At 45.6% G+C, this 19,172-nt stretch carries 21 protein-coding genes and 1 pseudogene; 9 read left to right on the top strand and 13 right to left on the bottom strand.

Annotated features, from left to right (window positions below; translation table 11 throughout):
• Positions 1 to 28 precede the first annotated feature (28 nt).
• Positions 29 to 634: a GTP cyclohydrolase I FolE gene (folE, locus tag B7L70_RS01725; RefSeq protein WP_081226175.1), complete on the top strand. Its 606-nt coding sequence runs from the start codon at positions 29 to 31 to the stop codon at positions 632 to 634.
• Positions 635 to 660: 26 nt separating this feature from the next.
• Complete coding sequence (locus B7L70_RS01720) at positions 661 to 1,098, top strand: RNA-binding domain-containing protein (protein WP_081226174.1); 438 nt, start codon at positions 661 to 663, stop codon at positions 1,096 to 1,098.
• Here B7L70_RS01720 and ilvD read toward each other — a convergent pair.
• Positions 1,087 to 2,778, bottom strand: a complete 1,692-nt coding sequence (gene ilvD, locus B7L70_RS01715) for a dihydroxy-acid dehydratase (protein WP_081226173.1) — start codon at positions 2,776 to 2,778, stop codon at positions 1,087 to 1,089. The two genes, B7L70_RS01720 and ilvD, sit on opposite strands and share 12 nt — an antisense overlap.
• 132 nt (positions 2,779 to 2,910) lie before the next feature.
• Between ilvD and B7L70_RS01710 the strand changes: the two genes are divergently transcribed.
• Positions 2,911 to 3,378, top strand: a complete 468-nt coding sequence (locus tag B7L70_RS01710) for a YbhB/YbcL family Raf kinase inhibitor-like protein (RefSeq protein ID WP_081226172.1) — start codon at positions 2,911 to 2,913, stop codon at positions 3,376 to 3,378.
• A gap of 36 nt (positions 3,379 to 3,414) precedes the next feature.
• Here the strand turns inward: B7L70_RS01710 and B7L70_RS01705 are convergent, their stop codons facing one another.
• The 4 genes from B7L70_RS01705 to B7L70_RS01690 all read right to left on the bottom strand — a co-directional run bounded on the left by B7L70_RS01705 (position 3,415) and on the right by B7L70_RS01690 (position 6,913).
• Positions 3,415 to 4,284 carry an ABC transporter permease gene (locus B7L70_RS01705; RefSeq protein ID WP_081226171.1) on the bottom strand — a complete coding sequence of 290 codons (870 nt, stop codon included), beginning with the start codon at positions 4,282 to 4,284 and terminating at the stop codon, positions 3,415 to 3,417.
• A complete protein-coding gene (locus B7L70_RS01700; protein ID WP_101940209.1) occupies positions 4,284 to 5,285 on the bottom strand; it encodes an ATP-binding cassette domain-containing protein in 1,002 nt (333 codons plus the stop codon). The genes B7L70_RS01705 and B7L70_RS01700 overlap by 1 nt, the downstream gene beginning before the upstream one ends.
• A 75-nt stretch (positions 5,286 to 5,360) precedes the next feature.
• Positions 5,361 to 6,023, bottom strand: a complete 663-nt coding sequence (locus B7L70_RS01695; RefSeq protein WP_238376034.1) for a YkgJ family cysteine cluster protein — start codon at positions 6,021 to 6,023, stop codon at positions 5,361 to 5,363.
• Positions 6,024 to 6,139: 116 nt separating this feature from the next.
• Positions 6,140 to 6,913 (bottom strand): HAD family hydrolase, encoded by a 774-nt coding sequence (locus tag B7L70_RS01690; RefSeq protein ID WP_081226168.1) that lies wholly within the window; start codon positions 6,911 to 6,913, stop codon positions 6,140 to 6,142.
• 176 nt (positions 6,914 to 7,089) lie between these two features.
• Here B7L70_RS01690 and B7L70_RS01685 point away from each other — a divergent pair, with 176 nt between their 5' ends.
• Entirely contained in the window at positions 7,090 to 7,806 is a 717-nt protein-coding gene (locus B7L70_RS01685; protein WP_081226167.1) for a GTP cyclohydrolase IIa, read from the top strand.
• Between the two features lie 45 nt (positions 7,807 to 7,851).
• Complete coding sequence (locus B7L70_RS01680) at positions 7,852 to 8,706, top strand: KaiC domain-containing protein (RefSeq protein WP_081226166.1); 855 nt, start codon at positions 7,852 to 7,854, stop codon at positions 8,704 to 8,706.
• Positions 8,707 to 8,743: 37 nt separating this feature from the next.
• Here B7L70_RS01680 and B7L70_RS01675 read toward each other — a convergent pair whose 3' ends face one another.
• From B7L70_RS01675 to B7L70_RS01665, 3 genes are all read right to left on the bottom strand, one after another.
• Positions 8,744 to 9,178, bottom strand: a complete 435-nt coding sequence (locus B7L70_RS01675) for a helix-turn-helix domain-containing protein (RefSeq protein ID WP_081226165.1) — start codon at positions 9,176 to 9,178, stop codon at positions 8,744 to 8,746.
• Between the two features lie 109 nt (positions 9,179 to 9,287).
• On the bottom strand, positions 9,288 to 10,193 hold the full coding sequence (locus tag B7L70_RS01670; protein ID WP_081226164.1) for a MarR family transcriptional regulator: 906 nt from the start codon (positions 10,191 to 10,193) through the stop codon (positions 9,288 to 9,290).
• Positions 10,194 to 10,364: 171 nt separating this feature from the next.
• Positions 10,365 to 11,567, bottom strand: a complete 1,203-nt coding sequence (locus B7L70_RS01665) for a hypothetical protein (RefSeq protein ID WP_238376033.1) — start codon at positions 11,565 to 11,567, stop codon at positions 10,365 to 10,367.
• Between the two features lie 150 nt (positions 11,568 to 11,717).
• Between B7L70_RS01665 and B7L70_RS01660 the strand changes: the two genes are divergently transcribed.
• A complete protein-coding gene (locus tag B7L70_RS01660) occupies positions 11,718 to 12,407 on the top strand; it encodes an HAD family hydrolase (RefSeq protein ID WP_081226162.1) in 690 nt (229 codons plus the stop codon).
• Between the two features lie 13 nt (positions 12,408 to 12,420).
• Here the strand turns inward: B7L70_RS01660 and B7L70_RS01655 are convergent, their stop codons facing one another.
• Entirely contained in the window at positions 12,421 to 12,915 is a 495-nt protein-coding gene (locus B7L70_RS01655) for a vitamin K epoxide reductase family protein (protein ID WP_255408825.1), read from the bottom strand.
• Positions 12,916 to 13,015: 100 nt separating this feature from the next.
• On the opposite strand from B7L70_RS01655, the gene B7L70_RS01650 reads away from it, so the two are divergent.
• Entirely contained in the window at positions 13,016 to 15,004 is a 1,989-nt protein-coding gene (locus B7L70_RS01650) for a molybdopterin biosynthesis protein (RefSeq protein ID WP_081226185.1), read from the top strand.
• Between the two features lie 39 nt (positions 15,005 to 15,043).
• On the opposite strand, the pseudogene B7L70_RS01645 reads toward B7L70_RS01650, so the two are convergent.
• Positions 15,044 to 15,292: pseudogene (locus B7L70_RS01645) on the bottom strand (long-chain fatty acid--CoA ligase); the annotation flags it as partial.
• A 213-nt stretch (positions 15,293 to 15,505) separates the two neighbouring features.
• Here B7L70_RS01645 and B7L70_RS01640 point away from each other — a divergent pair.
• Complete coding sequence (locus B7L70_RS01640; RefSeq protein WP_081226160.1) at positions 15,506 to 16,885, top strand: glutamate synthase-related protein; 1,380 nt, start codon at positions 15,506 to 15,508, stop codon at positions 16,883 to 16,885.
• A gap of 59 nt (positions 16,886 to 16,944) precedes the next feature.
• Here B7L70_RS01640 and B7L70_RS14070 read toward each other — a convergent pair whose 3' ends face one another.
• Positions 16,945 to 17,067, bottom strand: coding sequence for a hypothetical protein (locus B7L70_RS14070; protein WP_255408823.1), 123 nt, complete (start codon positions 17,065 to 17,067; stop codon positions 16,945 to 16,947).
• 297 nt (positions 17,068 to 17,364) lie between these two features.
• Here B7L70_RS14070 and B7L70_RS01635 point away from each other — a divergent pair, with 297 nt between their 5' ends.
• Positions 17,365 to 18,243 (top strand): geranylgeranylglycerol-phosphate geranylgeranyltransferase, encoded by an 879-nt coding sequence (locus tag B7L70_RS01635; protein ID WP_081226159.1) that lies wholly within the window; start codon positions 17,365 to 17,367, stop codon positions 18,241 to 18,243.
• Between the two features lie 9 nt (positions 18,244 to 18,252).
• Here the strand turns inward: B7L70_RS01635 and B7L70_RS01630 are convergent, their stop codons facing one another.
• Together B7L70_RS01630 and B7L70_RS01625 are read right to left on the bottom strand one after the other, a co-directional pair.
• Positions 18,253 to 18,552 (bottom strand): V-type ATP synthase subunit F, encoded by a 300-nt coding sequence (locus B7L70_RS01630; RefSeq protein WP_081226158.1) that lies wholly within the window; start codon positions 18,550 to 18,552, stop codon positions 18,253 to 18,255.
• A gap of 80 nt (positions 18,553 to 18,632) precedes the next feature.
• Positions 18,633 to 19,172: a CDP-2,3-bis-(O-geranylgeranyl)-sn-glycerol synthase gene (locus B7L70_RS01625; RefSeq protein WP_081226157.1), complete on the bottom strand. Its 540-nt coding sequence runs from the start codon at positions 19,170 to 19,172 to the stop codon at positions 18,633 to 18,635.

Raw genomic sequence — 19,172 nt, 5'->3', positions numbered from 1 at the left:
AAATAGATATACTTAATGAACACTCCCTGTGGTCGACGAGTACGTTTATGATTATTCCGAGATTGAGGAAGATATTAGAAACCTCCTCAGGTTTTTGGGCGAAGATCCCAAGAGACCAGGGTTAAGAGAGACGCCTAGGAGGTTTGTGAATGCATTGTTGGAGTTAACGCGTGGTTTAAGGGAACCCGCGCCTGAGGTTAAGTTCTTCCCAATGGAGGGCGTTGAGTATGTTGGTCGTATAAGCATTAACGACATTAGGTTCACGACAATATGCGAACACCACCTACTACCAATAATAGGCACAGCCACTGTGATATACGAACCGCTCAATAGCGAAGTCCCTGGATTGAGTAAGGTGGCTAGGTACGTTAAGTGGTTAGCAGCCAGGCCAACACTCCAGGAAAGGTTCACCAGCAAGTTAGCTGACGATTTAAGAATTAAGCTTAATGCCAAGTATGTCTATGTTAAGGTGTGCGCATTGCACATGTGCGCCATGATTAGGGGCGTTAAGGATGAGGATATGTACATGGTGACCGAGTCCTGGTCGGGAAATATCGATGAGGCCCAATTGGAGGAGTTAAGGCGCGCCACGCATTGTAAGGTACCAAAAATCATACTCACTAAGGATTATTAAGTGGGGTTAGTCACTATTTATTAACCATGAATATTGTAGAGAGCGTGGAATTAAGCACGCATGTGCATGCAACAGAGAACGAGCTTAAAGTCGTAAGGGCTCTCTTGAACCTAGTCCCTCCCCAACTAAGGGATGGAGTTAAAATAATAACTAACGAGGGCCAGGGCCACTTTGGTAATGATATAAAGACAATAAAGGTTCAATTCAAGGGTGAGGAATCGCTATTCGTTGCTAAGTACATACTCTCATCAATAGATCAACTCGATAGGGAAATAATACTCGTAAGTCTAGGAAGTAGGTTTGAAAATGGGAAACTATACTTAAGATTCAATAAACAACTTGCATATTCAGGCGTCATTAGGCTTGATGATGGTGATGATGTAATAAAGGCCGTGATAAAAATAAACCACTGGACTTTGAAGAGCGAAGGTATTGAGAAGATAATAACGCAACTAACCAGGTAACTTAGGCAGTGTTACAGCTCCCATTGAGGCCGAGGTTACTAGAGAAGCATACTTAGCCAGTAAGCCTCGTGAATACCTAGGGGGTAGTGGTTGCCAATTCTTAAACCTTCTCTTGACCTCATCCTCAGGAACTAATAGCTCAAGACGCCCATTCTCAACATCAATCAGTACTCTATCTCCGTCTTCTACTATTGCTATTGGTCCTCCTGCTGCTGCCTCTGGTGCTACGTGACCGACCATTAGGCCCCTTGTTGCGCCGCTGAACCTGCCGTCTGTGACCAGGGCAACGTCAGAACCCAAACCAGTACCAACAATGGCAGCAGTAACCCTAAGCATCTCGGGCATACCCGGACCACCCCTTGGACCCTCATACCTAATCACAACAACATCACCAGACCTAATCTCACCACGCCTAATTGCTTGGAAGGCCTCCTCCTCACTATTAAACGGCCTAGCCCTACCCTCAAACCTTAATAGGTTGGTTGCGGCCACCTTTATGACTGCACCCTCAGGCGCCAACGAGCCCTTTAGTATCCTAATGCCGCCCCAGGGCTTTATTGGATTGCTCACATCCTTAACTATGTGGTCGTGGGGCACATTCGGGAATTTGTAATCCCTGAGATTCTCCTCAACTGTCTTGCCGGTTATCGTGATCGCTTTACCATTTAGCAAGCCGGCCTTTAGTAGCTTAAGCATAACTAATGGAACGCCACCAACAGCATCGAGGTCGGCCATAACGTAATCGCCACCCGGCCTTAAGCTGGCTATGTAGGGTGTTCTGCGGGATATTCTGTCGAAATCATCTAGCGTGAGCTTAACACCAGCCTCATAGGCTATAGCCAATAGGTGAAGTATTGCATTGGTTGATCCACCCATTGCCATGAGCACCGTTATTGCATTCTCAAATGCTTCGTAAGTCATCACATCACTAGGCTTGATGCCAAGCTCCATGGCATTCATCAATGCAACACCACTCTCAACAGCGTACATGATTCTCCTGGCTGATGTTGCTGGTGGGGATGCACTACCCGGTAGCGCCATGCCCAATGCCTCTGCGATTGCTGCCATGGTGTTTGCCGTGAACATACCCGCGCAGGTGCCGTAGGTTGGGTGCGCCCTCCTCTCTATCTCGTATAACTCATCCTCCGTTATCTTACCCGCTAAGTAGGCACCAACTGCCTCGTGAACATCCTCTATCGTTAGCTTCATGTTACCATAAAACCCGGGCTCCGCCGTACCCCCATACAGGTAAACAGCTGGTATATTCAGCCTAGCCATGGCCATTAGTATTCCAGGCTCTGTCTTATCGCAACCACCTATCCCAACGAAGCCATCAAATGCATGGGCATTTATCTGGGCCTCTATTGAATCAGCAATGACCTCCCTACTCACCAGGCTATACCTCATGCCCTCCGTACCCATGCCAATGTTGTCATTAACAACTATTGTGGGCACGGTCAATGGAGAACCACCACCCCTCCTAACACCCTCCTTAACGTGATTAGCCAACGTCAGGGTATGTATGTTACAGGGACCAGTCTCACTCCAGGCAGCGACCACCGCTATGAGAGGTTTACCAATATCCTCGTCAGCAAACCCAATTGCCCTCAGGAAAGCCCTATGGGGTGCATTTAAGACACCTTCGTATCGATCCCTACTCTGTAACTTCACCCTGACCATATTAAATCTATATCTACCGACTAAGTATTTATATTCATTATCTCACATGTTCTATTGAAGTGGTGTTGTACCGCCTCGGTACAATACACTGATAATAACCCTTTAATACTTGGTTTCCCACCAATAATAGTGATGCCCTTCTCACTAGTAAGCCCCGCCTTCAAATATGGCGAGAGAATTCCGAAGAAATATACGTGTGATGATGTCGATGTAAGCCCACCACTACAGTGGTCAGGTACCCCCACTGGTACAAAATCGCTTGTGTTAATTATGGAGGATCCCGATGCACCAATGGGCGTGTTCACACATTGGGTACTCTATAACATACCGCCCGATAGGAGTGAATTACCCGAGAATGTACCCAAGACACCCACGGTTGAAGGTATAGGAGTTCAGGGTGTAAACGACTTTGGTAGGGTTGGTTATGGTGGTCCCTGCCCACCACGCGGACACAAGCCACACAGGTACTTCTTTAGATTATATGCACTGAATACCGTACCTAACATAAAGCAGAGGGCGAGTAAGGATGAGGTTTTGAGGATAATAAGGAGTAACATAATCGGTACGGCCGAGTACATGGGCGTATACTCACGTGACTAATCATTTACTCAGTTATATTCAGTTAAAAAGTGTATTTCATGATTCAGACAGGAACCTCCAGGATAATGTGATGCCAAGCGCTGAGAACACTATGGCGAAGATTAATAGGTATGTGAAGTCAAGTAGGAGATTATGCCCCGCAACACCTAGTAATAACTGCCTATTTATGTCGTTTACATAAGTCAATGGGTTAATGTAGGCAATAGGCTTTAACCACCATGGCATTGACTTCACTGGGTAGAATGAGTTGCTTGCGAACATTAGGGGCATGTTTAGTAGGTTCATTATCGCCATTTGCGATTCCCAGGAGGTTGATCTTAGGGCTAGCGTTACAAAGAGTGACGCGAATCCCATGGACATTAAGGCCAGTGCTGCGTAGGCGCCCACCACATCGAGTGGGTTGAGGCTTGGGTTTAGTTTCATCCCAAGTAGTATGGCTATTACCAGGACTATGCTTGCTTGAACTAGGGACCTAATCATTGAGTTAAGTACCTTAGCCATCACAATATTACCCCTAGGCACCGGCGTAGTTAACAACTTACTAAGCACACCTAGGCGTCTATCCCAAACAATACTCATACCACTCTGCAATGACGTAAACAATGTTATGAATGAGAGCATACCAACGGCAAGGAATGAGAAGTAATCGGTGGTCCCAAAATTGGCCTTAAGAACTTCCGATGCAATTTCATCAATTATCTGCTTAGGTACGTTTAGGCCTGGTATGTTTAGTCCACTTGTGAACATGGATGCGAAGTTCATTGACTTTCCGAAGAATGCCAACCAAACGATAGGTTGGATAAGTGAGATTATTAAAATGACCGGCACCTTGTACCACTTGGCTAACTCCCTATTTGTTAATGACCATAAGCCATGAAGTGGATGTAGTCTGGACTCCATGCGCATCACCTCCTGGCCCTTGATATTGTTCTTCTAAACCTCATGAACTCCTCACCACTACTCTCCTCATCCCTTAACCTCCTGCCTGTGTACTCAAGGAATACCTCATCCATTGTTGGTTCCTTTATCGTTATACTGGTGGCCCTTATGCTCAATTTATTAAGTGACTCAAGTATTACTGGCGCCGCAGTGTTTCCATTCCTAACCTTAAACCTTATTGTATTACCAACCATCGTAACCCCAGAAACGCCATCAATACCCTCAATAACCTTCCTAGCCACATTAACATCACCATTCACCTCTATCGTTATCACATCACCACCAACCTTCTCCTTAAGCTCCTTAGGTGTGCCTATGGCTAATATTTTCCCGTGATCAATGATAGCAATACGCTCAGCATATTGATCAGCCTCCTCCAGGTAATGTGTCGTCATGAAGATTGTCGTGCCAAACTGCCTCCTCAACCTATACACGTACTCCCAAATAGCCGCCCTAGTCTGGGCATCAAGACCCAGAGTTGGTTCATCAAGGAAAAGTATCGCCGGCCTATTTATAAAACCCATGGCTATCTCCAACCTCCTCCTCATACCTCCCGAGTACGTCTCAACCTTCCTATCAGCCGCATATGATAACTCAACCATATCAAGTAATTCAACAGCCCTCTCCCTAGCCTCACTCTTCGGTATCCCATAAAGAGCCGCTATCAGCATTAGGTTTTCCCAACCAGTTAAATCCTCATCAGCCGTATACTCCTGAGGAACAACACCAATACTCTCCCTAACCTTAGCCGGCTGCTTAATAACATCATAACCATTGACCACAGCCGTACCCTCACTAGGCCTAGTAACCGTAGTCAACATCTTTATCGTGGTAGTCTTACCAGCGCCATTAGGACCTAGGAAACCGAATATCTCGCCATAATAAACTTCGAAGTTTATATGATCCACTGCGGTGAAATTTCCATAACGTTTTGTCAAATTAATTGCCTTAATTGCGGACTCCATGATTATCGCTCACTAGCCCAGAGACCTTGATGTTATATAAATCTTTCTCTAAACCGATATCGGGTAGTGAACCTAGTCCTAAACCTCCCTCAAAATTCTCCTAATACTTGGGTCAAATTGATCAAGCGTTAGCTGTGGAATGAATTGCCTAATGTACTCGAAGGCATTCACTATGGGCCAATTAGTACTATCGCTACTATTGCTCCTCAGCTCAACATAACCAGCTCTCCACAGTGCTGTTAATGCATCAGCATAAATCTTCCTAACCCTAATTGCCTCCTGGGCGGCATCGACCTCCTTAGGCATTGCCTTAATGGCTATCTTCACGTTACGCGCTATGGTCTCAAGATCATCCGGTGTGTAATTATTCCTTATTACTGGGCATAGACTCGATACCACAAACTCCACCGTGAAATCCACGATTTTCAGCTCCGGATCGATTACATACCTAATAACTCTGGGTAGGTATGGGAATGATCGGCAGGTCAGTGGTTTATACAGTGAGTGAACAATGCATGTCTTATCGTCGGGATTGAGGAATGGACACATACCCTTTTCATTCAGTTGCATTAAATATGACAGCGCGATCCTAACGCCACCCTTAACATCCGTCACTATGTAACCAGGCTTGAACGTTAAATCCTTAACATCAAGCCTCTCAGCTAACTTACTGAGTATCAGCATCTCGTGTGGAAATACCGTCACTGGCGATATTGTGCAGCAGTAACCACAATTCGGCATGCACTTAAACGCAGTCACCACACCTATCATTCAAGCCTTAGGAGAATAAAATATTTTCTTCCTGGTATTTCAACACGAACAAAAACAACCCACAACAAGATCTACCGCTCGTTTTGTCATATTGAACAGGATGAAACTAAATGCGGTATTAATAGGACCTCCTTCAATCTTCTAACCCCATAGGCCCTACACTTAATGAACTCGGCAGGGCTGCCACTAATCACGAACTTACCCTCCCTATCGATGAACACGCCAATTATATCATCAAGAACTGACCCAAGTAGGTCCTCCTTGAATCCATCGCCCACGTGTATCGCGATGTCTGGTTCCATATCATGCGTAAGCAGTGAGTACGCACGCTCAAAAATTGCTGGATGCGGCTTGGCCTTGCCAACCTCATCCGCATAGACTTGTACATCAATGTACTTACTAAGTCCGTACTTATCAAGTAACCTCCTTGTTACCGAACTGCTCCAGAATATCACGTTCGAAACGACACCAACCCTGTATCCGTCATCCTTCATCTCCATAAGCACGTATTGCGCATCCTCACCTGGCTTTGCATTCTTTGATTCAAGTAATGTATTTGATATTATGTTGGCGACGTCCATCACCATTCTCTCATTTAATTCTACACCGTACCTGTGCATCAACCTCTCTAGGAATGCCCTTACGTTATCCATAGGTGGCACATAAACCATCTCCGTAACCCTCCTAAGCCTAATCTCCCTATCCAAACCTACGTAAGCCTCATACACATGCTCGAAACTGGCCTCTATACCTATGGACTTCAGGTACTTGGTTATGTTGCTAGTTATTTCCTCTATCAATTCCTTACCATAGTTGATCAACGTATTGTAAACATCGAATGTTATGACCTTCAGACTCATTATGCACCATATAGCATTACCCCGCTCATATTTTAAGCATTGCCGTCATTAGGAAACGAAATCGAATTTTGAGTAGTATACCTAAATAAATAGGACTTCGAGTAAATGCATTAGTTCCTTAGTGCGGGGTTATGTTTTTAAACTAATGGTTTAAGCACGTCATCGGTGCTAAACCTTTGGTTCAAATAACGATAATAAGGCTGGTGGGGTATAGGGAGTGGACGGAGAGCCTAGGCCCGGATAGGGAACACGTTATACAGGGTGTTCAAGCCAGGATGCACAGTAGGCTTGTGGAGTTATTCTCCAGGGTTGATGCATGGGCCCACCCATTTAGGTACGACTACCTACTCGCAATAACAAACGGCATTAGTGCAAATGAGTTATCGAGTATCGTTAGGGAGCTCGGCAAGGACTTACCCGTGCCATTATCAAGCGGTACCTATGCACATGAGAAGCCAGGTATTGCCGAGAGGGAGGCCTTCAAACTCGCACTTAGGGCTAGGCCCTGGGAAAACCTTGTAGGTAATACCAACAATGACATAGTCGGCATAGCCCACATAGATCTCATAAACTCCACAGCAAATACTGAGGAGACCTCCAGCTACCTCCTTTACGAACACGTGTGGAGCGTGATTAACCAGGTAAGGCTTTACCTAGCACCTTACGGCGCGGTGACGCTTTACCTGGGCGGTGATAACATCGTATCAATAATACAGCCAGTAATCGATGAGGAAGAACTGAGGCCAATAGCTAGATTACTTAATGCCAGGATTGGCGTAGGTATTGCAAAGAAGGGTAGGACAGCCATGAAATTGGCGACGGAGGCTCTCGACGAACTTAGGATACGAAATAAACAACATGGAGCGCTAATAATCAGTGAGGATGGCCTATAGCGAGACAAAATAAATATATAAACCAGCAAATACGTCGAACAATTGATGAAGACCCCACGAGTTAGGACGTACATACCCGGACTCGACGAGATACTATACGGTGGAATACCCGAAAGAAGCATTGTACTAGTGTCGGGAGGCCCAGGCACTGGGAAGTCCATAATGGGTAAGCAATTCCTCTACAATGGGTTGGTCAGGGGTGAGGCCGGCGTTTTCGTGGCTCTCGAGGAGCACCCAGTCGCGGTTAGGAGAAGCTTTAAGCACTTTGGTTGGGATATTGATAAGTACGAGAGGGAGGGCAAGTTCGCAATCGTTGACGCATTCACTGCGGGCATAGGCTCCGCAGCCCAGAGGGAGAAGTATGTGGTTAAGGATATTGATAATGTTCATGAACTCATCGACGTACTTAGGCAAGCAATTAAGGATACGGGAGCGGTTAGGATAACTATAGACTCGGTAAGCACGCTTTACCTAACTAAGCCTTCCGTGGCTAGGTCGACGGTCATGCTGCTGAAGAGGGTTATTGCTGGGCTTGGGGCAACCGCCATGTTCATAAGCCAGGTCTCAGTGACTGAGAGGGGGTTCGGCGGACCAGGGGTTGAGCACGCAGTTGATGGCATAACTAGGCTTGACCTAGACGAGGTCGACGGCAGGCTATACAGATCCATAGTTATTTGGAAGATGAGGGATACAAAAATCAGCATGGTTAGGCATCCAATGGATATAACTGACGAAGGCGTCGTCATACAGTGGGATAAGTACCTCAAGATAACTGGAACCTCGGTATCGATACAGCCATTGCCCAAGGAGGAGGTTGAGGAGATGAGGAGGGCTGTTGAGGAGGCGGAAATGATTAGTAAGGAGGTTGGTAAGGCCAAGGTTGAGGTTGAGGAGGAATAAGCCTTGTAAAAATTAAAATTTAAACAAACTAAGAACCTTATACCGCAGATAATTCATCCAGGGCTTGCCTTAGGAGCTCCCTAACCTTATTCATCTTATCCTCGAGCTTGGTTAACCTATCCGTCAATGGCGTGCTTATTGATAATTCAATCTTGAATCCCTCCTTGGACAGTTTCTCGTAGGCCCTTAGAATGAGTTGGCCGGCCTTCGTCTCGCCCTTTAAATGCCTCCTGAGTGTTGCTTCGGTAACCCCGAGCTCCTCAGCTATTTGACTGAGGCTCATCCCAGCCTTTTCCCTGGCCAGGGCGGCGGCTGCGGTGTATAGACTATCGACCCACGTCAATCTGCCGTGCGGGTTCTGAAGCTCCTCGAAGGTCTCCTTAGAAAACAACGCCATTGTTATTAAAGCGGACTCCAACTTCCTAATGTCCTCCTTACCCACGGGCTTAAGGGGTATCTCTTCACTACTCATGGCCTGTTCATTGATGCTAAATTGCTTAAAACCTTTTCGCCCGCTTCCACGTATATTTAAAAGTAATTATCGAGATCTGCAGAAAGCACATCCGAAATGTCGAGTTTTGTCAATTCAACTTAGTATTTTTATCACTTGGCTTTCTAATTAACTTGACCTTGTTTACACGGCCCTCCTTAATCACCTGTACGTAACCGGTAGCCTCCAACCTCTTAATGGCCCTCCAAAGCGTTGCCTTGGGCATATTCAGCTTCCTCTGTAGATCAGCCTGGTAGGCCTCACCACCCATCTCCATCAATGCCTTAATGACCTCCTTATCAGTTGGGTTTAGACCTTCGACTATTATGGGGTTCACCTCAGGACCTCTGTGTCTGATTATGAACACGTATATTAATAACGCAATTGCTGCTATGATTACGGTAGGTACTACGTAATATACGTATTGTGGGATTGATGGGGTTGTCTTCGTTACCTTTGGCGATGTTTGGTTACTCGTTGATTGAGTTGATGTTTTGGTCGTATTCGTTGTTCTTGCTATGGTAGTTGTTGTGTTGGTGGTTGCTACGCCTGTTGTTGGTGTTTCTGGTACAAAACCTATTGTATAGTTTCCAGGTGCTAGTTGGAGTATTATGCCGTTGCTAACCCTCGTGAAATTCACTATTAAATTAATGGGCAAGTGAGTCAGTAATATACTGTTTCCTATAAAGAGATTTACCACGTATGGAGATGATACGTTCATTGCCAAATAGCCACTTGGTGTTTGTGTAATTAGGGGTACGTACTTTATTATGAATGTGCCATTACTAAACGCCGGTATAATCAAGTGATTACCTATCAGTATTGCAGGTATTGATGTACCATTGGCGCTTTGTACAGTTAATGTTGGTTCTATTGGTTCCACGGGTAATGTAACATTTAGCAAAGCAACACTTTGCGTTGTTGTAACGTTCATACTGACTAGTGATCCATTGCTCATTAGATAAATTATTATTGAAACCATAATTATAGGGAACATCATAAACAATTATATTGAGGACTTAAAAATCTTGCTGATTCTCCTTATAAAAAGAAGAGAAATAGAGCGATAAAGAAATTCCGTAAAATTGAAATGAGGTTTAATTTTAAACAGTCTTTATTATTCTAATTACTTTACTTTTTACTCTACTTTGATATAGTAATTAATACATTAGTGACCGCCATTACCTCGACCATTACCGCCGTTACCTTGGCCACCCATACCTCTACCTGCGCCTCCTCCTTGACCGCCCATACCACCTCCATGACCTTGCCCACCCTTACCTTTACCGTGACCGTGCATATGCCATGAACTTGCTTCTTGACCGAACTGCTGTACCGTGTTTAGCCAGTCGTTGAAGCCCTTACCGTGCTTGAGCAATTGTAATAATTGTGCCTGGGCGGTCTCGTTGCCCTGTACTAATGGGTATATGCTTAACAATTCTTTGAATAGCTCATGTAACTCCTTAACGCTGGTTATGTTTAGACTTGTCATGTTCGTGAGCATGCCAAGTTCATGGTCTAAAATGGCTAGTTGCGTTAGGGTTTGGTTAAGCGTTGTTGCGCCCTTTATTATTTGCTTAATGTAGTGCTCGAGTTCATGGTTTATCCTGTTTGCGAAGCCTATCTTCTGCTCCTCATAATACTGGGCAGTTACATTACTAATTAGGGAATTATACTCGCTAAGTAACGCCTCGGCCTCTGAGTAGTTACCACTGATTAATGCCTGCTTTAACTGAGACAGTAAGGAGTAAACCTCACTTGCCTGTGTGCTATTTAGTAGTCCTTGTTCCTCAAGTCTTGTCAACGTCTCATTCAGTAGCATTAATCTATAGGTTAAGGTTCTATTCAGAATCTCGGCATGCTTCTCAAGTACGTACTCATGGACTAGGTAATGCCTAAGGTGTACCAGGAACTGCAGGGCTAGTAGACACTCGCCCTTGCTAATGAAGTAGTTGGTGATGTTCTGTAGCGTGGCTGGTGTTAGGGCAAGGCTTGTTACGTTAAAGCCCGTTGCGTTAAACCTCGTTATGTTGAACCCTGTGAACGTGGCATTAGCAAGGGTTGCGTTAAACGCGGTAGCGTTAAAGCTGCTCATGTTGGCTCCAACCCTCATAAGCCACATGTCGTCAATGTACAGGTTGGCTTGTATGGCAGTTAGTAATCCGGGTGTGCATGTTGCATTAGTTACTGTAGTATTTGTTGTGGTTGTCGTGGAGTTCGTGCCCACGGTTGGCACGGTCGAGTTCGTGAGGTTACCCGTACCTGAGGCCATTATGGGCTTCGCAACCATCACCACGGCCAGCACTAACGTTAGCGCCAGTGCTATTGTTAGCGTTATTACCTCCATATTTATTATTGTTCTACTTCCCATACCCATCACCCAGACCATAAATTAATCCTCTAATAAGGAAATCTCCCTGAAAATCACGATGCTTCCACGTGAAACATACTGAAACCAGAGTTCTGGCCCAGAAATACATAATCATAATGCTTTAAGAACCTAGACCTGGCACTAACTCCAGTGCTCGTCCTGATAGACCTCGATGGCACATTACTACCACTTAACGCCTGGGATCCCGTATTTCAAGACGCGAGTAGGTACATTGCTGAGAGGATTGGCGTTGACTGGGTCGTTATATATAGGGCCGCTAAAGAATTGAACAAATCCTTATTACGTGGATTCAGCATTAAAGCCTTCGATTGGGACTACATATTCACTGAGGTGGCTCATAGATTCGGTGCATCAGTGAGCATAGATATTAATGAGTTCCTGGTGAATTACGTGCACGGGTTTAAACCGTACGATGGCGCATATGATCTCTTAGAGACAATGAAGGATTTAGGTCATAGAATTATCATAGCAACCAATGGCTTATATAAGTATCAATCAATCGTCATTAAGGAACTGGGGTTTTCACAATACATAGATGGTATAAGAACTCCTGACTTAATAGGGTGCCCGAAGAACTGCTGTGAATTCTTTAGGGATGGTCGAGCCATGATTGGAGACAACCCATTATTTGATGTGTACTACCCATCAATGTGTGGCTTAGTAACCGTGTTCATTGGCGATTGGGAGAATAAGCTAAATTACGTAAGGGACGTGTGGGGTTTAGATCTATCAGGCATAAAACCCACCTACTCCTTCAAAAGCCTCGTGGACCTCTTAGACGGAGCTCAAGCAAATACCCTATTCCCCTCATACCAATGAGCTCTAATTACCACTAATTCCCACCGGGGTTCTGGACATTAATACGTTTAAATTTCGTGAAGTAAAGCGTTATTATGGTGAAGTCTATTATTATCATTATGTGCATTACTGTACAATAAATACATAGGGCATGGAGTAGGTAAGTCTCGACATATATCAAGTAGGGAACCACGACTATACCAAGGAACCTCCAATAAAAGAGCGTACTAAGTGCAACATTGGCTATGCGTCCAGGGCCAAAATCGTAAGTTATCACCAGGACTATGTTTATTACGAACCACACAGCAGCCAGTAGGTCAAGGGGGACACCACCTATGTCTGAGTACTTGCTCGAGAGAACTCTTTCGCAATCAATGGTCACTCCAGGAAATGGCGACTTAAACTGAGTACAAAGTGGTGGCAGTTTATGTAAATAATAATATGTATAAATGACCACTGATGATGCGAAGAGACCTATTGCTGAAAATGTAAGCATAAGTGTAAGCCAATTCTTCCCTAACCTACCCATCATTGACCAGTGTGGTTTAGGAACTTAAATATTAATCTCACAGGGAACCGCACTTCCCTAACTAAAAATGCATTTAAGCATTGATGATACATGGGTGATGATGTCTGAGGCAGGTAAGAGGGTTATCTTCCATGAATTATTAACACCCGAGGACGCATTAAACAAGATCTTTAGTACCGTGAAGATTGAGCCGGTGGGTGTTGAAATCGTCAAGATCGAGGATAGTTATGGTAGAGTCTTGGCTTCAGACATTTACTCGAGGATCGATGTGCCACCGTTCGATAGATCCACAATGGATGGTTTTGCTGTTAGGGCCGAGGACACATTTGGCGCCGATGAACTTAACCCCATCAAGTTGAGGGTTGTTGGTAATATCGAGACTGGAGCCGAGGGGCTTCCCAGGATTAACCCTGGCGAAACTGCCGAAATAGCCACGGGAGCCCCATTACCGCCCGGCGCCAATGCCGTGGTTATGGTTGAGTATACGAAGAGAGTTGGCGATGAGTTGTTGGTATATCGATCGGTTACCCCTGGGGAGAACGTGATGTCGGCAGGTAGTGACGTTATGATGGGCGAGCTAGTGCTCAGAAAGTGCACGGTGATTAGGGAGAGGGAGGTTGGTTTATTAGCCGCGGTTGGGCTTCGCGAGGTCGAGGTCTTCAGGAGACCTAGGGTGGCGATAATATCCACGGGCAACGAGCTCGTGAGCCCCGGCAGAACCCTTAGTCCAGGCAAGATTTACGACATAAACACGTACACCATATCTCACGCTGTTAGGTCCATGGGCGCTGAACCTGTGATCATGGGTATAGTTAGGGATGACATCAACGAGATGAGGAACACCATAACTAAGGCATTAAGCGTAAGTGATCTAGTACTCCTCTCGGGAGGCACGTCGGCTGGGCTTGCTGACTTAACGTATCGCGTACTTGATGAGATAGGGCCGCCTGGAATAATAATACATGGGCTCAAGGTCAAGCCAGGCAAACCTACGGTGGTTGCCGTTTCCAGAGATGGTAAGTTGGTGGTTGGCCTGCCTGGCTACCCAAGCTCCGCATTAATGATATTCAACATAATAGTCAAACCAATACTAGCCAAAATGCTATGTACCAGCGTTGATGAGACGAGGATAAGGGCTAGGTTGGCGATTAGGGCCGAGGGTGCCAGGGGCAGGAGAGCGCTTTACCCAGTGGGGCTTGTGGATACAGGCCACGGCATAGTGGCCTACCCATTACCTGCCGAGTCCGGGGCAATAAGTACGCTGGCCTACGCCGATGGTTACATAGTGATCCCAGAGACCGTTGAGTACCTGGATAGTGGGGATGAGGTTGAGGTGGCACTGTTTACGCACCAGTACATGCCATCGAACCTATACATAATAGGCTCCCACGACATCGGCCTAGACCTACTGATACCCATGCTACCCGGCTTCGTAAGGGCCAGGGTTATCAACGTAGGCTCCATGGGCGGGTTATACGCGGTTAAGCGTGGCGAGACTGACGTGGCTGGCTTGCACCTAGTAGATGAGGAGACTGGGCAGTACAACATACCGTACATGGTCAAGTACGACGTTAGGAATGCCGTGCTGGTTAGGGGCTACATGAGGGAACAGGGCTTGATAGTCCCCAGGGGCAACCCAAAGAATGTCAACAGTATCGAGGACCTACTCAAGGGTGATGTTAAAATCGTGAATAGGAATAAGGGCGCGGGAACCAGGTTTCTACTCGATATAAAACTGAAGGATGTGGCCTCTAGAATGGGCGTTAAATTCGAAGACCTAGTCAAGAGAATCAACGGTTACTACTACGAGGTAAAGACTCATACGGCGGTCGCTGCCGCGGTGGCGCAGGGCAAGGCTGATGCTGGTGTTGGCATTAGGGCTGCGGCGGCAATGTATGGTCTAGACTTCATACCATTGGGTTGGGAGAGTTACGACTTTGCCATACCCATTGATAGGCTGGATAAGGATAGTGTCAAGGCATTCCTAAACCTATTAAGAAGTCCCGAGTTTAAGGAGAGACTTGAGAAGTTACCTGGGTATAAAGTCCCAGGTGATATAGGTAGTATTATATGGAGGGCAAATACATGATTTTTAATTATCTCCAACTCTTGTTGCAGATGTAAGAGACTATTTAATGGGTAATTTATCTACGAGATACACCTTTCTAAGTTTCTTGTAAAAGGCAACCTTGGAATTCACAAAATCTATAAACTCCTTTTCTGAGACCTTGCCTCTGTACTCGTCCTTAACCACGACATACGCCACCGGTATTTGCCCTATTGATGAGTCCTCAGACTGCTCGCCTGTTACGAAGGTCTCCTTGACTGCTGGGTGTTTCATTAATATTATCTCGAGGTCCCTTGGGAATATTGGGTAATCCAAGCGATTCCCTAATTCCCTGACAAATGAAAGTGGAGTGAGGTTGTCTGCATTATCTAGATAGTCTAGATAAGATGTCATTAATTATCGATAGTTAGTAGTCAATATGATAGATATTCTTCAATTATATAAAACTTAATACCTAACTTAGTATCTAAGGTTTGTCATTTCTTTAATCATGTATATAAGGCCTTACTTCTGACGGCATCTGTGCTGATTGATTTGGTGAGGGTGTTCATTAGATTGAGAGCTTATTGGGCAGCTATTAGGGGACTTAGGGATTTCATTAGTGATTATCCGTTCGATGAGATAGCCCTAAAGGCGCTTAAGGGTCGGGACGCCGTTTACCCCTTTGGTGAAGTCACCTCATACGGCTCCGCCGTACTTGGGTCCGGAATTTATGAAGGTAGAGGTTACCCGCGCTTCAGGACTTTGGACGACTCGTTGATACTACTACCCCCAGCCTTCACCCCACGTAGGCTCGAGAAGATGGCCGAACTGCTTAGGGAACCAACGTTCATGGATGTGAACCTTGAGGGCGAGTTGGGTGGTTTTAAGGTTTCGATGCCCATTGTTGTTGGTTCGATGGGTTCGACATCGATAGCCAGTAGGTTTAGTCTGGATATAGCCAGGGCAGCTGCTAAGGCGGGTATTGTGTTTGGTATTGGGGAGAACGTGGCAACGGTGAGGGGTTACTCGAGGAGGTACACCAGGGGTCACCCAAGCTTTAAGGAGAGGGTCATGGCGTATCTGACGAATGTTGATAAGTACGGTGGGGTCATTATACAGCAAAACGTTGAGGATGCGTATGATGAGCTTTGGAATAAGGTTTACAGTGATAGGGACTTGGAGCCGTACATAGAGGAGGGTTTAGTTGGCTTCGAGATTAAGATGGGGCAGGGGGCCAAGCCTGGACTTGGTGGTGTCATTAAAATACCTAAGGAAGAGGCGATTAGGTTAAAGGCGAAGTACCACTTTGAGGTTGATCCTGAGAAGGTTAAGGACAAGTTCATAACGAGGTACTCAGTACCTGGTACATACACCGAGGATATACTAAGGGGTATGATTAGGTTCATGAGGACTGCGTATCCAAGGGCTAGGATATGGATTAAACTCGGTCCTTACAGGGACGTGGATAGGGTGATAAGCATTGCCCATGAGGAGGGAGCACACGCTGTGGTGATTGATGGTAAGGAGGGTGGGACGGGCATGGCACCATCCGTGGCGCTGAAGCACTTGGGCTATCCAACAATTGTCGGATTGAAGAAGATTAGGGACGCCAGGAAACTTGGCATTAAGGACTTGTCACTCCTAATAGCTGGTAGGTTGTACAATGGTTCGCATGTTGTGAAGGCGGTAGCGCTTGGCGCCAGTGGTGTATACATGGCGAGACCATTCCTCATAGCCGCAATGGTTAAGGGCGAGAAGGGGGTCGCGAATTACATAGAGGCGGTTAAGGAGGAAACACAGATGCTAGTCTCTGCGTTGGGTAAGTACGACATTAAGGAATTGAGCGATGAAGACATAGCAGCACTTGATAAAGACGTTGCCAAAATGCTGGGAATACAATACGTATATGGTGATATCTAGAGCACGCAAGTACCAAGAAATCACAAAATTAATATGAAGCCTCGCTCCTTCTCGTCAGCTTATTCACACCACCTATCCTTCCAAACCGACCTAATCAGTGGTATGAGGTTATTTGAGACGAACTCAACACAATCCCTCGCTGTATCCTCATCTATCTCAAGGAATGAGTAATGTCCCTCCACCCTATTGCTCTCAACGTCCCTGAGCTCTTTCTAAGCTTCGTAGGGACATATGTTGAGATCTAGCTTAAAAACGACCTCATAAGTTAAGTGTGGAGTTTAGGAGTTTAGATTACCCTCTCATGGATTAACTTTATGCCATGTGTCGTCTTAAATTATCCCCTCCAATCTTAGGGATTCGGTGTACATCATGAGACATGGCCCGAGACAATTAAGGACCTTTATACCTCAGGGTGGTGGTTGTTGAGGACGTGGGTTAAGTCGTACTAGTTAAAAATCTGTTGCTTGTTTAGAATTACCGTGGATCTGAGGGCGTTTATGAGGCTTTCCAGGATTGAGCATGGAGTATTGACAAGCCTCATAGTGATTGCTTCATACATAATCTCTGGAGGCAATAATCCCATTGCAATGATCTTACTCTTCATATCATCATTGCTGACTGAGGTATTTCTATTCGTCACAAATGATATATACAATATAGAAGAGGATAGGGTGAATAGACCTGATGCCCCGTTAGTGCGTGGTGATGTATCCATCAGAACTGCCTGGGTGCTGTCGTTGATTTCCGTATCAATATCAATCCTACTTAACGTTGTTGGTGTTGTCCTTAATTACCTGGCGCCATGGAGCATCTCAATACTGATCATTGCCATCATAACGGGCTTCTCCTACAATTATAGGTTGAAGAGGGTGGTTTTCGTAAATAACTTATTGGTTGCAATAACTTCATCCCTAACCTTCCTATATGGATTATATGCCATTACATCAACATTACCAACAATGAACTTACCATACTTACTATTCACGGTATCCCTATTGGCAACCATGGGTAGGGAGCTGGTTAAGGGCGCTCTTGATATACCTGGCGATATTAAGGCTGGCGTGAGGACCGTGGCCAATACGTACGGCATTACAACGGCAATAGTCATGGCTGTGGCGTTCACACTAACCGCTGTGGCTGTGTCGCCATTGATAATAATTCTATCCCTAAACGAACCCTTCGGGTTCGTACTGACGATTGGTGTAGTAATTACGGATTTAATATTAACATACATATGCATAGCTGTACTGCGTAGGAGCGATTATGCGGATAGGTTTAGGTCAGTGTCGCTATTGGCGATGTCTGTAACGATAATAGCCTATCTACTCCTAGCCCTATTGATATTAATAACTAAGTAAAGCTTAATCTCATATTCCCAGGACGCTCCTCAGGATTGCCAGGTAATTAACCTCCTTAAGCTTCGCCTCCCTCAATGAGGGTATTTCAATGAGCATTGGTTTCCTCATCTTCATCCTAAGCTTATCAAAATCCTCCCTAGCCTTATCAGCTAATTCACTCGTTACGAGTATAGCGCCGACATCCTCCTCCACACTCAACTCCCTAATTATTGAGATGACGTTATCGCCCTCATTAACCACCCTACCCTCAAATCCAAGGAGCTTGAATGTGTACACCGTGTGCTCATCACCAATTACTACTGCACGCACGTAGGGATGATGCAATGCAGACTTAAAAATTTGATTTCACGCGGTGATGCAATATGCAGGGCGAGGTATTCTGCCGTACTTTACCAGGGCTCCTTCTTCAGCCTGAGTAAGTAGGCTATAGTGTTTGTTAGTAGGTGTATTGGTGGCGTAATTATTACCGCCATCACCACATACACCCAACGCAGGACTTGGGGCTGAATAAGCCATAGCGCGAGAAGTGCTGCAAGTAGGAAATCAAGTTGATCAAGCAATGGTGCGGGGGCACCACGGGGTAACCCAAGTCTCCTCTTAATGAAGGCACCAAGTAAATCTCCAAGAAGAGCCGCCGTGCACATTACAAAGACCGTTGATGGTTTCGGTAATTCCCAGGCGACCTTGATTGCGCTTGTCACAATGATGTACGTAAGTTCACCAATTAGGAACCCAGCAAGTAACCCTGTTACGAACCCTTCATAGGTCTTACCATCACCGAAAATTCTCCTACCATCGAGGAGATTCCTACCGAAGTCTATGGGCGTCCTCCTCCTAAATATCTTACTCGCAACCACCGGCGTCGCGTTGGCAACATAGGGAGGCCATATTATCAATAGTGTTACGGCTAAATCCCACAGTAAATCCAC

The organism is Vulcanisaeta sp. EB80, from assembly GCF_002078205.2.
This window is presented reverse-complemented; position numbering and strand designations above follow the sequence as displayed.

Bases quoted from the DNA above. Each gene is read 5' to 3' on its own strand.
- B7L70_RS01720 (WP_081226174.1), top strand. From the start codon at position 661: ATGAATATTGTAGAGAGCGTGGAATTAAGCACGCATGTGCATGCAACA.
- ilvD (WP_081226173.1), bottom strand. From the start codon at position 2,778: ATGGTCAGGGTGAAGTTACAGAGTAGGGATCGATACGAAGGTGTCTTA.
- B7L70_RS01710 (WP_081226172.1), top strand. From the start codon at position 2,911: ATGCCCTTCTCACTAGTAAGCCCCGCCTTCAAATATGGCGAGAGAATT.
- B7L70_RS01705 (WP_081226171.1), bottom strand. From the start codon at position 4,284: ATGCGCATGGAGTCCAGACTACATCCACTTCATGGCTTATGGTCATTA.
- B7L70_RS01695 (WP_238376034.1), bottom strand. From the start codon at position 6,023: ATGCCGAATTGTGGTTACTGCTGCACAATATCGCCAGTGACGGTATTT.
- B7L70_RS01690 (WP_081226168.1), bottom strand. From the start codon at position 6,913: ATGAGTCTGAAGGTCATAACATTCGATGTTTACAATACGTTGATCAAC.
- B7L70_RS01680 (WP_081226166.1), top strand. From the start codon at position 7,852: ATGAAGACCCCACGAGTTAGGACGTACATACCCGGACTCGACGAGATA.
- B7L70_RS01675 (WP_081226165.1), bottom strand. From the start codon at position 9,178: ATGAGTAGTGAAGAGATACCCCTTAAGCCCGTGGGTAAGGAGGACATT.
- B7L70_RS01670 (WP_081226164.1), bottom strand. From the start codon at position 10,193: ATGTTCCCTATAATTATGGTTTCAATAATAATTTATCTAATGAGCAAT.
- B7L70_RS01665 (WP_238376033.1), bottom strand. From the start codon at position 11,567: ATGGGAAGTAGAACAATAATAAATATGGAGGTAATAACGCTAACAATA.
- B7L70_RS01655 (WP_255408825.1), bottom strand. From the start codon at position 12,915: ATGGGTAGGTTAGGGAAGAATTGGCTTACACTTATGCTTACATTTTCA.
- B7L70_RS01650 (WP_081226185.1), top strand. From the start codon at position 13,016: ATGTCTGAGGCAGGTAAGAGGGTTATCTTCCATGAATTATTAACACCC.